The following is a 14,404-nucleotide window of genomic DNA, read 5'->3' on the forward strand; positions in this document are numbered from 1 at the left end:
TCAGAGGAATCGTCGTGCGTTGTCATCGGTTCTGGTCGCCCAGCGGGGTGCCGGCGAGCGTCACCTTGTCCGCGAGCGCCAGCAGTCGTTCGTCCACGTCGGAGACGCTGTCTCCGGTCGCGATCACGAAGCCCGCGCGGCCGAGGAACTGCCTCGGCGGCAGGCGAAGTTCGGTGCCCGGTTCGCTGACCCGCCGTACCTCGTGCACCCACGGCTCGTCGGCGAGCCCGGCCGGGACCTCGATGTCGTCGAACGTGAGGTCCGCGGCGGGGTAGAGGAAGCGGATGCCGACCAGGCGGTCCGGCTCCGGCATCGGCCCGGGTTCGCGGCCGGTGGCGACGGCGCCGAGGACGCCGCCGATCGACAGGCCCGGGGCCGCGATCTCCGCGAGGTGGGGGATGAGGTCGCCGCCGAGCCGGCCGTTGACCTCGACGACCTTGGGGCCGTCTGCGGTGAGCATCAGCTCGGTGTGGGTGACGGCGCGGTCGATGCCGAGGGCCTCGTTCGCGGCGATCACCACCTCGCGGACCGCGGCCTCGGTCCGGGCGTCCAGGACCTTGCCGACGACGTGCGCCACTTCCTCGAAGTACGGCGGGTAGCCGGTGCGCTTCGCCGAGATCGAGAAGGGCACGACCTTGCCGTCGAGCACCCAGCTGTCCACCGCGATCTCCGGGCCGGCCAGGAACTCCTCCACGAGGACCAGTCCGTCCTCGATGGAGGGGTTCTCCGCGTCGCGGACGAGCGCGAACGTCTCCCGCAGCTCGGCCTCGGAGCGGACGATCCGCACGGCGATGCTCGCGGCCTGGCCCCGGGGCTTGAGGACCACGGGGTAGCCGATGGTCTCGGCCGCGGCCGCCGCCTCGGCCTCGGAGCCGGCGAGCTCGTAACGGGCCGACGCGACACCGGTCGCCCGGAAGCGCTCGCGCTGGCGGGCCTTGTCGCGGCAGGCGCGCGCCGCCTCGACCGGCATGGTCGCCACGCCGAGTTCGGCGCCGACCTCCGCGGCCACGCGGACCTGCATCTCGTCCCAGGTGAGCACGCCGGCCACGTCGTGCAGCGCGGCGAGTTCCCTGGCCGCGGCCAGTACCTGCGCGCGGTCCTTCAGCTCGACCTCGCGGTGGTCGGCCACGTACGGCGCCTGCCAGGCCAGCGGGGTCTGGGCGATCAGCAGGACGCGGTGGCGCTCGGCCAGACCGCGCAGTGCGTAGTCGCGGAAGTGCTGGTCCCCGGATCCGATGACCAGGATGTTCTCGCTCATGTCCCGTCCCCCGGCCGTCAGATCCACGCGACGGCTTCGGCGAGCTCGTCGTCGTAGAAGCCGAAGAAGAAGCCCATGGTGATCCGGTCGGAGCCGGAGACCTGCTCGATGGAGTGGTAGTACGTGGGGTTGAGCAGGTAGACGTCGCCGGCCCGCGGCTTGAACTCGTGCGCGGGGGCGTCGCCCGTCACCGCCTCGTCGTAGCCGAGACCGCCGACGATCTTGTACTGGTTGTCCTCCTCGGACCACCGCTTGCGGTGGATCCGCAGCTCGCCGCCGTCCTCGCACTCCTGGATGCACACCACGCAGCTGAGCTGGTGGCGCAGGTCGGCCAGGGCCAGCCCGGTGCCCGCGGCGTCGCGCATGATGTTGTCGTTGTGCAGCGGGGTGCGGATGTTGTCCGCGTAGATCCGTACGTTCTGCTGCGAGTAGCTGCGGCCGTCGGCCTCGACCTCGGTGTCGAACCGCTTCAGGCCCAGTACTTCGGCCAGCCGCTGACGGGTCCGCGCGCCGAGGTCGACGCCGATGGACTCGGTGAACTCGTTGGCCTTCTGCGCCTCGGCGAAGTAGGTGTCCGGCTCGTGCAGGTGCTTGGCCAGGTACGGGCCGATGGTGGTGAGGCTGCCGTTGCTGTACTGCGTGGTCGACGCCTGGCCGAAGACCGGCGCGAGCCGCTCCCGGTTCGCGTCGAACTCGGACTCGGGCAGCAGATTGCGCAGCACCACGACGGCCACCGTGCCGTCGGCCAAGCGCCTGACCAGGTCCGCTCCGTCGATGTCCGTGTCGCGATCGACGTCGATGACGATGCGACCCCATTGCTCAGTCACCCTAAAAACCTCCTGCCGGTATGGCTCATCAGGCGGTGTGATCGCCGTCCCGGACCGGAACATTGCCATGGTTGCCAAATGTTGGCAAGTGGTTGATGCCTCTCGGTGACAAGCCCTTTTGCCTGCATGGATGGAATCACGCGCGCGTGGCCGGGGCCGAACAGGCTCTCCCTGCGGCATGGTCCGGGCCGGTGGGGGAGTCGGCCGCTGGCACGACGTTGCCAAACGTTGCCTGACGTTGCTACGGTCGGCGCCACCAGCCGGGAGATGGCGTGCCATCCGGCGACGACTGGCCGCGGCCGCACCCGAGCGAGTTGCTCAGCCGCCCAGCGCAAGTTCGAACCAGTGAATGGGGAAGTTGTGTCTCTGTTGGCCGAAGTTATGACCGTGAGCGAGCGCGAGATCCGTTTCGGCGGCGTGCGCTACGGGTTCTCCGTCGGACACGGTCCGACGTCGCTGAGCGCCCTGACGCGCAAACTGGGAGGCCTCGACGCCGACCGATTCGTGATCGTCGCCGACGCCGGCCTGTCCGAGGAGCAGATCGACGAGATCGCCCGGTGCGCCGGCGAGGTCGCGCCCACCACGGTGCTGCCCGTCCTGGCCGACGAGAAGGCCAAGAGCCTCGACGTGGTCAACTCCCTCGCCGAGCGGCTGATCCCGACCGGCGTCACGCGGCGCTCCGTCATCATCGCCCTGGGCGGCGGCCTGGTCGGCAACATGGCCGGCCTGCTCAGCGCCCTGGTGTTCCGGGGTCTGCGCCTCGTGCACATCCCGACCACGCTGCTGGCCATGTCCGACTCGGTGCTCTCACTGAAGCAGGCGGTCAACTCCAGCGTCGGCAAGAACCACCTGGGCACCTTCCACGCCCCGGTCTTCGTGTGGAACCACCTGGACTTCCTGCGCACGCTGCCCGCGGACGAGACCCGCTCGGCGCTCTGCGAAATGATCAAGAACGTGCTGGGCATCGTGCCGGACCGGTACGCGGACGTGGCCGCCCGGCTGCGCGCCGACGCGCAGTACACCCCGGAGGACATCGCCTGGTTCATCGACCTGTGCGTGGACGCCAAGTCCGCCGTGATGCGCGACGACCTGCACGAGCGCGGCGACGCCCTCGTCCTGGAGTACGGCCACACCATCGGCCACGCGGCCGAGCTGCTCACCGGCGGCGAGCTGCGCCACGGCTACGCCATCGGCCTGGGCATGCTCGCGGCCGCCCGGATCGCACGCGAACTGGGCCTGCTGACCGCCGAGGAGGAGGCCGCGCACCGCGAGCTGCTCGTCCTCAACGGCGCCCCCACCGTACTGCCCGCCGGGGTCACCCTGGAGGGGGTGCTGCGCACCATCTCGCTCGACAACAAGCGCGGCTACGTCAAGGGGACCGCCGGCACCCGCGACCTCATCCTCCTGGAGGGGCTCGGCAAGCCGCACCGCCCGGGCGGCGCCCAGATCACCCAGGTGCCCGAGGCCGTCGTCCGCCTCGGCATCGAGTCCATCACCGCCGAGGTGGCGTGATGGCGACCATCGTCCGCGGCGAGCGGTCCCCGTTCGGCCCGATCATCAACGACACCAGCGGTCCGGCCCTCACCCACCGCCAGGTCGGCGGCGAGGGCGCGTGCCGGTGGAAGATGCTGATGAACGGCATGCACCTGGAAGGCGAGTGGAACTGCGTCGAGTACGTGGTCCTCACCCCCGGCGCCTCCGTCGGTGAGCACGTGCACATGCGCACCGAGGAGATCTACTACATCGTCCGCGGCCAGGCCGTGGTCACCATGAACGACGTCGAACTGCACGCCGGCCCCGGCGACCTGATCACGACGCCGATCGGGGCGGCCCACTCCATCGCCAACCGCTCCGACGAGGAGATGCACTTCTTCGTCATCGAGGTGTACCCGGGCGAGGGACGGGCGGCCGCACCGGCCCACCTGAACGTACCGGCCCGGCTGCCGGACACCGACGGCGTGCGGCGCGCGACCGTCGACCTGCGCCCGTACTTCACCGGTGACTGGGACTCCTTCACCCTGCTGGACGTGCCGGGCGGCGACACCGTCACCGAGGAGGCGCAGGCAGGCCACGCCCAGGTGCTCCATCTGCTGGACGGCAACGCCGAGTTCGAGGTGTACGGGGAGCGGCACGAAGGCGGGCCCGGGCTGTCGCTCGCGATCCCGCCCCACACTCCCTGGACGGTGCGCGCGGCGGGACCGGTCTCGCTGATCAGCACCCGGGTGGCGGTCCGATGAACCTGGGACTCGACGGCCGGCGCGTGCTCATCACCGGCGCGGCCAGCGGGATCGGCGCGGCCACGGCCATGGCCTTCGCGGCCGAGGGCGCCAGGCTCGGTCTGGTGGACCGGGACGCCGAGGGCCTGTCCGCGGTCGCGGACGCGATCCGCGACAAGGGCGGGGAGGTCCGCGTGCGGACCGCCGACCTCTCCACCGCCGACGGCGTGCACAGCGGGGTCACCGGCATCCTCGACGGCTGGAACGGCACGACCGACGTACTGGTCAACAACGTCGGGCAGTGCCTGGCCCGGTCCTTCGACGACCTGACCGACGCCGACTACCTGGCGACCTTCGAGATCAACTTCCTCAGCGCGGTACGGGCGATCCGCCTGGTCCTGCCGGGGATGCGCGCGCAGGGCCACGGCAGCGTGGTGACCAACACCTCCGACCTGGCGCGCCAGCCCGAACCCGGGCTGGTCGACTACCAGATGTCCAAGGTGGGCCTGGTCAGCCTGACCAAGAGCCTCGCACTCTCCGAGGGCCCCGGCATCCGCGTCAACGCGGTCGCCCCCGGCCCCGTGTGGACCCCCTTGTGGACCCGGCCCGGCGGCTTCGCCGACACCCTGGGCGACCTGCACGGCCGGGACGCCGAGGCGGCGGTCAGGCACGAGCTCGGCCGGCGTCAGCTGCCCCTGGGGCGGATGGGCGAGCCGGACGAGATCGCCCAGGTGATCACCTTCATGGCCTCGGACGCAGCCGCCTTCGTCACCGGAAGTGTCTGGGGCGTCGACGGCGGCACCATCCGCGGCCTGCTCTGACACCCGGCCCCGCCCCGCCCCACCCCTTCCGCCCCACCCTTCCCGACGGACGAGAAAGGCCGTGTCATGACGCTCGCCCTGCACGGCGGAGACCCGGTGCGCACCGCCGGCTGGCCGCTGTGGCCGCAGCCCGCCTCAGAGGCCGTGCAGCAGCTCACCGAAGTGCTGCACTCCGCACGCTGGTCGATCAGCGGACCCTACCGGGGCACGGACACCAAGGAGCGGACCTTCGCCCGGATGTTCGCGCAGTACAACGAGGTCGCGCACTGCGTGCCGACGGCCAGCGGCACGGCCGCGCTGATGATCTCCCTGGAGGCGTGCGGGGTCGGCGCGGGTGACGAGGTCATCGTGCCGGGGATCTCCTGGGTCGCGACCGCGTCGACCGTGCTCGCCGTGAACGCGGTCCCGGTCTTCGTCGACGTCGACCCGGACACCCTGTGCATGGACCCGGCGGCCGCGGAAGCGGCCATCACCCCCGCCACCAAGGCGATCGTCGTCGTCCACCTGTACTCGGCACTCGCCGACATGGACGCGCTGCGCGACCTGGCCCGGCGCCACGACCTCACCCTCATCGAGGACGCCGCACAGGCGCACGGCGCGGTCTACCGGGGAGCCGCGGCCGGCACCATGGGCCGCGCCGGAGCGTTCAGCATGCACCACACCAAGGTGCTGACCTGCGGAGAAGGCGGCGCGGCCGTCACCGCCGACCCGGAGCTGGCCCGGCGGATGGCCGAACTGCGCGCCGACGGCCGCCACCAGCCCGACCGGCCACCGCCGCTGCACGAGATGGAACTGGTCACCACCGGCACCCTGATGGGCAGCAACCGTGCGCTGTCGGAGTTCCACGCGGCGGTGCTCATCGCCCAGCTCGGCCGGCTGGACCGGCAGAACGAACAGCGGGCGCTGCAGGCCGCCGTACTGGAGAAGGCGCTGGCCGACCTCGGCTTCGCCACCCAGCGGACCTCCGACGGAACGGAGCGGCGGACCTACTTCGGGTTCGTGATCCGGCTGCCCGAGGAGTTCGACGGCATCGACAGCGCCGCGGCCGGCGCCGCGCTGAGCGCGGAGCTGGGCCTGCCGGTCAAGCCGGTCTACCCGGCGATCCCGGCCAGCCCGCTGTACCGGCCGGACAGCCGCCGCAGGTTCGACCTCGGTGCCGCACACCGCGGGCGGATCGACCGGGCCCGGCACCGGCTGCCCGTCAGCGAGCGGGTCGCCGCCCGTCACCTGACCTTCCACCACAGCGCGCTGCTCGGGGAGCGGTCCGATGTGGACGACATCGTGGCCGCGCTCGGCAAGCTGCGGGACCACCGCGCCGAACTCGGCTGAGGAGAGGAACCCATGAACGCCACATCCGCCGCACCGGTGGTCGTCATCGTCGACGGCTACTCCAACTCCGGTGCCTACGCAGCGGAGTACGCCCGGCTCGGAATCGACGCGCTGCACGTGCAGAGCACGGCGGAGTTCCTGCCCAAGATGGTCCCGCCGGACCTGTCCGTGTACCGGGAGACCTTCGTGTGCGCCGGCGCCGACGCGGTCGACGCCACCGTGGAACGGCTGCGCGCCTACGCCCCGATCGCGGTGGTCGCCGGTCAGGAGCCCGGGGTCCCGCTGGCGGACCTGCTGAGCGAACGGCTCGGGGTGGCGACCAACGGCACCGCGAAGTCCGCGGCCCGGCGCGACAAGTTCACCATGATCGAGACCGTGCGGGCGGCCGGCCTGCACTGCGCCGGACAGTACGTAGGCTCCGACCCGGCCGAGATCACCCGCTGGGCCCGCGAGCACGGAAGCTACCCGGTGGTGGTCAAGCCGCGCAGCTCGTCCTCCTCGGACAACGTGTTCATCTGCGGGTCGGAGGCGGAGGTGGCGCAGGCCGCCCGAGCGGTCCTGGACGGCATCACCATGTACGACCAGCGCAACACCGACGTCCTCGTCCAGTCCTACCTGGACGGCACGGAGTACATCGTGGACACGGTCAGCGCGGCCGGGCAGCACACGGTGTGCGGAGTGTGGCGCTACGACAAGAACCTGCTGCCCTCCGGCAGGCCCGTCTACGACCTGGACGTGCTGCAGGACCCGGACGCACCGCACGTGCGCGAACTGATCGCCTACGTACTGCGGGTCCTGGAGGCCCTGGGCATCGAGCACGGCCCCGGCCACGCCGAAGTGATCATGACGGAATCGGGCCCGGCCCTGGTGGAGCTGGGCGCCCGGCTGAACGGGAACATGAACCCCGCCCACCACGACGCGTTCAGCGGGACCAACCCGGCGCGCCTGGGCGCCCTCGCCTACGCGCGGCCCGCCGAGTTCACCGCCCGCTACGGCGGCCGGGTCTACGCCAAGAGCTGTGAGGCGGTCGTCCACAACGCCGCCACCGCCCGCGAGGGCCTCGTGGCCGGGATCGACCAGGCCGTGGTCGACAAGATCGCCTCGCTGCCCACGGTCCGGGAAGTGGTGGTCCGGCGCCCGGCCGGGACCCGGCTGGTGCCCACCGTCGACCTGATGACCAGTCCCATGCGCGTGTTCCACACCGGTGGCTCGCACGCCGAGATCCTCGCCGACTACCAGGTCATCGGGCAGCTGACCGAGGACGTCTTCCGGCTGGCCGACCCGGCCGCCTGACCCGCAAGCTCCCAGGGAGAACCATGAACGACACACCCAGGTCTCTGCTGTTCTGGGGCGGGTCCGCGCCGATGGACCTCGGCCGCGACGTGGGCACCCGGCTGCTCCGGCAGGCCGCCGCCCGCAAGGTCGGCACGCAGGTCACCGTCGAGTTCCCGGACGTGCCCGAACTGGCCGCACTCGCCGGCGCCCTGCACCGTACCGAGGTCGAGGACCCGGCGGCGGCCGCGGCCTGGGCCCGGGGACGGCAGTTCGACGTGGTCCTCGGCGTCAGGGAGCAGGTACAGGTCGCCCTCGCCGAGGTCGCCCGGGCCGTGGGCGCACCCGGCAACCCGCCGGAGGCCGTGCGTACCGTCCGCGACAAGGACCGCTGCCGTCAGGCGCTGCGCGAAGCCGGCCTGCCGCAGCCGGAGTTCCGGCTGTGCGCGGATCTCGCCGAGGCCCGGGCCTTCCTGGAGGGCACGGCCGGGCCGTGGATCGTGAAGCCGCGGGACGCCTCCGGCAGCCTCGGCGTCCGCAAGGTCACCGCGCCCGGGGAGCTGGCGGACGCCGTCGCCGCGCTGCCCGCCCGTACGGAGTTCATCGTCGAGCAGTTCGTCGAGGGCCCCGAGTACAGCGTCGAAGGCGTGTTCCTGCGCGGTGAGCCCCGGGTACTGGCGGTGACCGAGAAGAAGCTGCTGCCGCCGCCGAATTTCGTGGAGGCCGGGCATGTGCTGCCCGCCGACCTGCCCACCGGGCTCCGCCAGGAGTTCGAGCAGGCCGTGACCGGTGCCCTGAAGGCACTGGAGCTGCGGTTCGGCGTCTTCCACGTCGAGCTGTGGTCCACCGCGGACGGTCCGGTGCTCGGCGAGGTCCACGTACGCAACGGCGGCGACTGGATCCACCTGATGCTCGAACACGCCATACCCGGGCTCGACCTGTTCGGCCTGGTGATCGACGACGCGCTCGGCTCGGACACCGGCGCGTACGAGCTGACGCCCTCCAGGGCGGCGGCCGTCCGCTTCCTCGCGCCGCCCCCGGGCCGGGTGAGCCGGGTCGCCGGCTGGGACGAGGTACTGCGGCACCCGGCCGTACTGAAGGCGGACCTGACCGTACGGCCGGGAGACGTCGTCGGGGAGATCCGCGAGTCCTACGACCGGGCCGGATACCTCGTGGTCGGCGCCGACACCCCCCGCCAGGCGGCGGAACTCGCCGAACGGCTGGCCGCGGCGGTCCGCTTCGAGACGGAAGCCGAGACGGAAGAGGCCGGGGCATGAACCGCAGGGCCTTCACCGCCTGGCTGTCCGCCGACCACGTGGCCGGCAACCTCGGCCAGTACATGATCCTCCCCGTACTGGGCGTCTTCCTGACCGCCCAGGTCGGCGGCGAGTGGATCGTCGGCGTCGGGCTGTTCCTCTACAGCGCGTCCGCCGGGGTCTGCGCGCTGCTGGTGAACCGCTGGCTGCCCCGGTTCAGCATCGTCGGCGCCATGACCGGCAGTACGGTGCTGTCCGCGCTGGGCTTCGGCCTGATGCCCTACAGCCACGACGCCGCGGTCCAGATCCTGCTGATCGTCCTGGCCGGCTTCGGCGGCAGCGTCCACTTCCTGCTGTCCAGGGTCCTGGTCGCCGAGGCGGTCCCCGACGCCGTCGGGCGCCACCGGGTGTACTCGGTCCTGCAGATCGCGGTGAACCTGGCCGCGGCGCTCGGCCCGTTCCTCGCCGGGCTGCTGTACTCGTCGGCCGACCCCCGGGTGCTGCTCACCACCGTCGCCGGGTGCTATCTGCTCGCCGGGCTGTCGCTGCGGTTCGGCATCCCGAGGGAGCTCCGGCCCACCGCGACGTCCAGCCGGTGGCCCGTCAGCCGGGCCGTGCTGCGGCTGGTCCGGGACGACTCCTCGATCCGCCGGACGGTGGCGATCTGCGTCCTCGGCGCCTTCGTCTACGGCCAGCTGTACTCCGCGTTCGCCCTCTTCGTCGCCCGCGACGTCGACTCCGCACTGGTGCGGGCCGCGCTGCTCGCCGCGCCCGCCCTGGCCATCGTCGTCTTCCAGACGGCCGTCACCGGCGCCACGGGCAGGCTGCTGGCCAAAGGCACCCGGCCGTTCACGCTGCTGGTGTACGGCGCCGTGCTGTTCAGCGCCTCGATGGTGGTGCTGGGCGTGGGACTGCCCGTCGTGCTCGGCGCCGCGCTGGCCGTCGCGCTGTTCTCCACCGCCGAAATGCTGTTCACCCCCATGGTGAGCACCGCGTTCGCCGGTCTGCCGATCAGGTCCACGCTGGAAGCCTTCAACCTGCGCCAGGTCAGCTGGACCGCAGGTGAGGCGCTCGGCTCGCTGGCCGGCGGCACCGTGTTCCTCGCCCTGGACCGGGCGGGCCTCGCCCACGGCTACTGGCTGGGCGTGGCGCTGGGCACGGGCGCCCTCCTCCACGTGCTCGCCCGCCGCGTCCCCCGGCGCGACACGGCCGTCACCCTCACCCGAGAACCGGCCGCCTGAGCCGGGAGAGACAAGGACCCACCATGTGCCGACTCATCCTCGCCTCCGGGGATTTCGCCGTAGCGGACATCACCGCCGCCGCCCTGGACATGAGCTGTGGCCGGACCGCCGATCACGACAACCCCACCAAGGTGCACGCGCACGGGTGGGGCGCGGTCTGGCGCGAGCCCGGGCAGGGGCTGCGTGCGCACACCGACGTCCGGCCGTTCGCCGACAGCCTGCACGCGTCCCCGCTGCCGGACACCAAGACCGACTTCCTGGCCGTCCACACGCGCAACGCGAGCCTGGAGTCCCAGCGCGGCCTCGGCTTCACCCACCCGCTGACGCGGGACGACGGCTGGTACTTCATGCACAACGGCTACCTGCCGACCGCGTACCAGGGGCTGGGCCTGCCCGCCTCCGAGTTCGACTCGCGCGAGTACTTCGACTACCTCGTCCCGCACGGCGCCGACGGCCTCGACGCGGCGCAGGCACTCGCCAAGCTGGACGCGCTGCCGCCCGGCGGGAACTCCGGCAACGCCATCGCCGTGCATCCCGGGGCCGCCTACCTCGTGCACTGGAGCGCGCCCGGGGTGGCCACCCCGGTGTTCTTCGCGATGCAGCGCCTGAGCCTGCCCGGCCTGGAGGTCATCGCCTCCGAGGTGGTCCCGGGACTCGCCCCGGCCGGGCAGTGGGAACCGCTGCCGGCCGGGACCGTCTCGTACTTCCCGTTCCCGAAGGAGGCGTGAGATGTCCGGGACCGGCGACGCGTACCGGCAGGTACTCCAGAAGATCGACGCGCACGGCGTCGAGCTGATCCGCTTCCTGTGGGTCGACCACAACGGCATCGTCCGGGGCAAGGCGGTGACCCGCCGGTACCTGGAATCCCGGATGGCATCGGGCATCGGGCTGGCCAAGTCCCGGCAGGCGGCCGGCCTCATGGACATCGGTGTGCCGGTGCCCGGCTTCGACGCCGTCGGCGAGGTGCGCCTGGTCCCCGACCCCGAGACCTTCGTCGCGCTCCCGCACGCGCCGGGCTCCGGCGCCATGCTGTGCGACCTGGTCCAGCTGGACGACGAGCCCTGGGACGCCTGCCCCCGTACCTTCCTGAAGTCCGCGCTCGCGGCGGCGGGCGAACGGGAGGTCGTGGCCTCCTTCGAACCGGAGTTCACGCTCTGCGGCACCCGGCCGGAGGCCGGCGCGCTGCACGTGCTCGACGACAGCCTGTGCTTCGACAACACCGGCTTCGACGCCGCCAACGACTACGTGATCCAGCTGCTTCGGGGCCTGCAGGGGCAGGGCATCGACGTGGAGGTGTACCACCCCGAATTCGGCGCCGGACAGCACGAGATGACCCTGCGGCACGGACCGGCCCTGCGGGCGGCCGACCTCTCGGTGTGGCAGAAGGTGATCACCCGGGGGATGGCCTCCTCCATGGGCCTGTGGGCGACCTTCGCCCCCACCCCCGCCCCCGGCTTCCGGGGCAACGGCAATCACCTGCACCTGTCCATGTGGCAGGACCGCACGGGCCGGGGCAAGGAGAACGTGTTCGCCGACGGCGCGGACGCACTGGGCCTGTCCGAGACGGCCTACCACTTCATCGGCGGGGTGCTCCGGCACCTGCCCGGCCTGCTGGCCCTGACCTGTCCCAGCGTCAACAGCTACGAGCGGCTGCGGCCGGGCATGTGGTCCGGCGCGCACGCCGGCTACGGCCAGGACAACCGGGAAGCCGCCGTACGGATCCCGAGCAGGCTGCGCGGCGCCGCGGCCGCGTCCACCAACGTCGAGCTCAAGGCGGTCGACTCCACCGCCAATCCGTACCTGGCCATGGGCGCGGTGATCTACGCGGGCATGGACGGCATCAACCACCGCATCGATCCGGGACCCCAGCTCGCGGAGGACCCCAACGGGCTGTCCGACGCGGAACGCGACCGCCTCGGGCTGGGCCTGCCCCGGTCCCTGGAGGAGTCGCTGGAGGCACTGCGCCGGGACGACTACCTGATGGACGTCCTGGGTCCGCTGCGCCGGCAGGTGTATCCCGCGATCAAGGAAGCCGACATCCGGGCGGTCAAGGAGATGGGGGACGACCTCGCCTTCCTGACCTACACCACCCGCTACTGACGGGCCCGCGCCCGTCACCGGAGGTCGCAGTGCTGGAACAACCCGCCTTCGGGCTGCGGCTGAGGGCCTTGCGCAAGGAGCGAGGACTGTCGCAGGCCGCGCTGGCCGCCGGCGGCCTTTCCACCGGCTACCTGTCCCGGCTTGAGTCGGGCACCCGGCCGCCCACCCGACGGGTCCTCGAACATCTCACCAGGCAGCTGGGCCTGCCGCCGTCGGCCTTCGCCAGGAAGTCGAGCCGGAGCCTGGCCCTGGCCCTGGCCCTGGCCGTGTCCTCGGCGCGCATCGGCACGGTCGCCGACGATCTCGCCGTGCTGCTGCACGCGGGCGAGGACCGGCTCGATCCCGGCCTGCGCTGGCAGTCGCTGTGGCTGCTGGCCTCGGTACGGGACGAGGAGGCCCGGTACGAGGACGCACACGAGCTCCTCGTCGAGCTCGGCGAGCTCAGCGAGTCGATCGGCATCCCCGAGCTGACCGTACGAGCCCGCACCCGGCTGTCCCGGTGCTCCCTGCGGCTGGGGAACGCCGACAGCGCCCGCGCCGAGGCACAGGAGGCACACCGCCTGGCCGAGGGCCTGTCGGTGGACGACCGGTCCGACGCCCTGCACGCGCTGATCCGCGCGGAGGCCGAGTCGGGCCGCCCGGACGAGGCCCGGGCCCACGCCCGCGAACTGTGCGAGATCACCGCGGCGGAGCCCGGGCCCCTGCACGTCGAGGCCCTGTGGGTGGCGAGCACGCTGCACGCCCGCCAGGGCGACCACGCGCAAGCCCGCCGATTAGGGGAACGCGCCCTGGACCGGCTGAGCCGCGAGAAGAACGCGTGGCTGCCGTGGGCGGCCCTGCTCCACCTCCGCCCACCCGGTCCATGACCGGACCCGCGGCCGGCCCTCCGGGGCCGGCCGCTTTTTCACCTGCCGTTTTCCCACCCCGGGTCGCGATCCGAATATGCGACGATCCGGGCAGCGATCGAGAGGGCTGACAGACACATGGGCAAGATGCACGCGGACCAGACGGAGACCGACGCCGGCCTGGTCCGGCGGCTGCTGCGCGCTCAGTTCCCCCAGTGGGCGGACCTTCCGGTCACCCCGCTCGCCTCCGGAGGAACGGTCAACGCGATCTACCGGCTCGGCGAGGACCTGACCGTCCGGCTCCCGCTGCGTCCCGGCGGAGCCGAGGCCATCGCCATGGAGGCAGGGCTGCTCCCGAGGCTGGCGCCGCTGCTGCCCCTGCCCATCCCCGAGGTGGTGGCGACCGGCGTCCCTGGCGAGGAGTACCCCCTGGCCTGGGCGGTGCACCGGTGGATCGAGGGCCGCACCCCCGTCGAGGGCGACCTCGCCGACCCCGAGCGCGTGGCCCGCGACCTCGCCGGCTTCGCGGTCGCCATCCGGGGGATCGACCTCCCCGGAGGTCCGCCCGCGCACCGCGGCGAGCCGCTGATCGCCGAGGACCGGGAGATGCGGGCGGCGATCGAGGCGCTGCGCCGCACCGACGAGCCCTTCGACGCCGACGAGATCACCGCGGCCTGGGACGAGGCACTCGCCGCGCCCCGGTGGACGGGCCCGGCCTGCTGGACGCACTCCGACCTGATGCCGAGCAACCTGCTGCTCGCCGGCGACCGCATCGGCGCGGTCATCGACTTCGGCACCGTCGGCATGGGCGAACCGGCCACCGATCTCATCCCGGCCTGGAACCTGCTGCCCGCCCCGGCGCGGCGGGCGTACCGCGATGCCGTGGACGTGGACGACGCGACCTGGGCCCGCAGCCGGGGCTGGGCGCTGTCCATGGCGGTCATCCAGCTGCCGTACTACCGGAGCACCAACCCGGTCATCTCGGCCAACGCCCGGCACGTCATCCGGGAGGTCCTCGCCTCCGCATAGCGCGGACCGGGACGACGGCACGGACGACGGCACACACGAGAGGGGCACTCCCGGTCGGGAGCGCCCCTCTTCTTCGGTGCGTCTGTGTCCGTGTCCGTGTCCGTGTCCGCGCCGCGGCCGCGGCCGCGGCCGTGGCTAGGCGGTCTGCTGCCTGGTGAAGACCGCCTCGCGCCGGACCAGCCGCCAGTGCAGCCGGATCCGCCGGTGGAG

At 72.3% G+C, this 14,404-nt stretch carries 13 protein-coding genes; 11 read left to right on the forward strand and 2 right to left on the reverse strand.

Annotated features, from left to right (window positions below):
* Positions 1–22: 22 nt before the first annotated feature.
* Complete coding sequence (locus Sspor_RS25130; RefSeq protein ID WP_202201143.1) at positions 23–1,258, reverse strand: ATP-grasp domain-containing protein; 1,236 nt, start codon at positions 1,256–1,258, stop codon at positions 23–25.
* A gap of 17 nt (positions 1,259–1,275) precedes the next feature.
* On the reverse strand, positions 1,276–2,085 hold the full coding sequence (locus Sspor_RS25135) for a 2OG-Fe(II)-dependent halogenase WelO5 family protein (RefSeq protein ID WP_202201144.1): 810 nt from the start codon (positions 2,083–2,085) through the stop codon (positions 1,276–1,278).
* A 387-nt stretch (positions 2,086–2,472) separates the two neighbouring features.
* Between Sspor_RS25135 and Sspor_RS25140 the strand changes: the two genes are divergently transcribed.
* The 11 genes from Sspor_RS25140 (at position 2,473) to Sspor_RS25190 (ending at position 14,194) form a co-directional block, all read left to right on the forward strand.
* Positions 2,473–3,597, forward strand: coding sequence for a 2-deoxy-scyllo-inosose synthase (locus tag Sspor_RS25140; protein ID WP_202201145.1), 1,125 nt, complete (start codon positions 2,473–2,475; stop codon positions 3,595–3,597).
* Positions 3,597–4,322 (forward strand): cupin domain-containing protein, encoded by a 726-nt coding sequence (locus Sspor_RS25145; protein ID WP_202201146.1) that lies wholly within the window; start codon positions 3,597–3,599, stop codon positions 4,320–4,322. The genes Sspor_RS25140 and Sspor_RS25145 overlap by 1 nt, the downstream gene beginning before the upstream one ends.
* On the forward strand, positions 4,319–5,122 hold the full coding sequence (locus tag Sspor_RS25150) for an SDR family NAD(P)-dependent oxidoreductase (RefSeq protein ID WP_202201147.1): 804 nt from the start codon (positions 4,319–4,321) through the stop codon (positions 5,120–5,122). The genes Sspor_RS25145 and Sspor_RS25150 overlap by 4 nt, the downstream gene beginning before the upstream one ends.
* Before the next feature lie 66 nt (positions 5,123–5,188).
* The gene (locus Sspor_RS25155) at positions 5,189–6,451 is read left to right on the forward strand and encodes a DegT/DnrJ/EryC1/StrS aminotransferase family protein (RefSeq protein WP_202201148.1); all 1,263 of its coding nucleotides are present in this window, start codon (positions 5,189–5,191) and stop codon (positions 6,449–6,451) included.
* Between the two features lie 12 nt (positions 6,452–6,463).
* Entirely contained in the window at positions 6,464–7,744 is a 1,281-nt protein-coding gene (locus tag Sspor_RS25160; RefSeq protein ID WP_202201149.1) for an ATP-grasp domain-containing protein, read from the forward strand.
* Between the two features lie 23 nt (positions 7,745–7,767).
* The gene (locus Sspor_RS25165) at positions 7,768–9,000 is read left to right on the forward strand and encodes an ATP-grasp domain-containing protein (protein WP_202201150.1); all 1,233 of its coding nucleotides are present in this window, start codon (positions 7,768–7,770) and stop codon (positions 8,998–9,000) included.
* Entirely contained in the window at positions 8,997–10,220 is a 1,224-nt protein-coding gene (locus Sspor_RS25170) for an MFS transporter (RefSeq protein ID WP_202201151.1), read from the forward strand. Before Sspor_RS25165 ends, Sspor_RS25170 begins: the two co-directional genes overlap by 4 nt.
* A 23-nt stretch (positions 10,221–10,243) precedes the next feature.
* Positions 10,244–10,948, forward strand: coding sequence for a class II glutamine amidotransferase (locus tag Sspor_RS25175; protein ID WP_202201152.1), 705 nt, complete (start codon positions 10,244–10,246; stop codon positions 10,946–10,948).
* A 1-nt stretch (position 10,949) separates the two neighbouring features.
* Positions 10,950–12,320 (forward strand): glutamine synthetase family protein, encoded by a 1,371-nt coding sequence (locus tag Sspor_RS25180; protein WP_202201153.1) that lies wholly within the window; start codon positions 10,950–10,952, stop codon positions 12,318–12,320.
* 29 nt (positions 12,321–12,349) lie between these two features.
* A complete protein-coding gene (locus tag Sspor_RS25185) occupies positions 12,350–13,186 on the forward strand; it encodes a helix-turn-helix transcriptional regulator (protein ID WP_202201154.1) in 837 nt (278 codons plus the stop codon).
* A gap of 126 nt (positions 13,187–13,312) precedes the next feature.
* Positions 13,313–14,194, forward strand: coding sequence for an aminoglycoside phosphotransferase family protein (locus Sspor_RS25190; protein ID WP_202203847.1), 882 nt, complete (start codon positions 13,313–13,315; stop codon positions 14,192–14,194).
* Positions 14,195–14,404: the final 210 nt, after the last annotated feature.

This window comes from Streptomyces spororaveus (assembly GCF_016755875.1).
GTDB classification, from domain to species: domain Bacteria; phylum Actinomycetota; class Actinomycetes; order Streptomycetales; family Streptomycetaceae; genus Streptomyces; species Streptomyces spororaveus.

Excerpts from the sequence above, each read along its gene's own strand:
- Sspor_RS25130 (WP_202201143.1), bottom strand. The coding sequence starts at position 1,258 with ATGAGCGAGAACATCCTGGTCATCGGATCCGGGGACCAGCACTTCCGC.
- Sspor_RS25145 (WP_202201146.1), top strand. The coding sequence starts at position 3,597 with ATGGCGACCATCGTCCGCGGCGAGCGGTCCCCGTTCGGCCCGATCATC.
- Sspor_RS25190 (WP_202203847.1), top strand. The coding sequence starts at position 13,313 with ATGCACGCGGACCAGACGGAGACCGACGCCGGCCTGGTCCGGCGGCTG.
- Sspor_RS25165 (WP_202201150.1), top strand. The coding sequence starts at position 7,768 with ATGAACGACACACCCAGGTCTCTGCTGTTCTGGGGCGGGTCCGCGCCG.
- Sspor_RS25155 (WP_202201148.1), top strand. The coding sequence starts at position 5,189 with ATGACGCTCGCCCTGCACGGCGGAGACCCGGTGCGCACCGCCGGCTGG.
- Sspor_RS25180 (WP_202201153.1), top strand. The coding sequence starts at position 10,950 with ATGTCCGGGACCGGCGACGCGTACCGGCAGGTACTCCAGAAGATCGAC.
- Sspor_RS25150 (WP_202201147.1), top strand. The coding sequence starts at position 4,319 with ATGAACCTGGGACTCGACGGCCGGCGCGTGCTCATCACCGGCGCGGCC.
- Sspor_RS25160 (WP_202201149.1), top strand. The coding sequence starts at position 6,464 with ATGAACGCCACATCCGCCGCACCGGTGGTCGTCATCGTCGACGGCTAC.
- Sspor_RS25170 (WP_202201151.1), top strand. The coding sequence starts at position 8,997 with ATGAACCGCAGGGCCTTCACCGCCTGGCTGTCCGCCGACCACGTGGCC.
- Sspor_RS25175 (WP_202201152.1), top strand. The coding sequence starts at position 10,244 with ATGTGCCGACTCATCCTCGCCTCCGGGGATTTCGCCGTAGCGGACATC.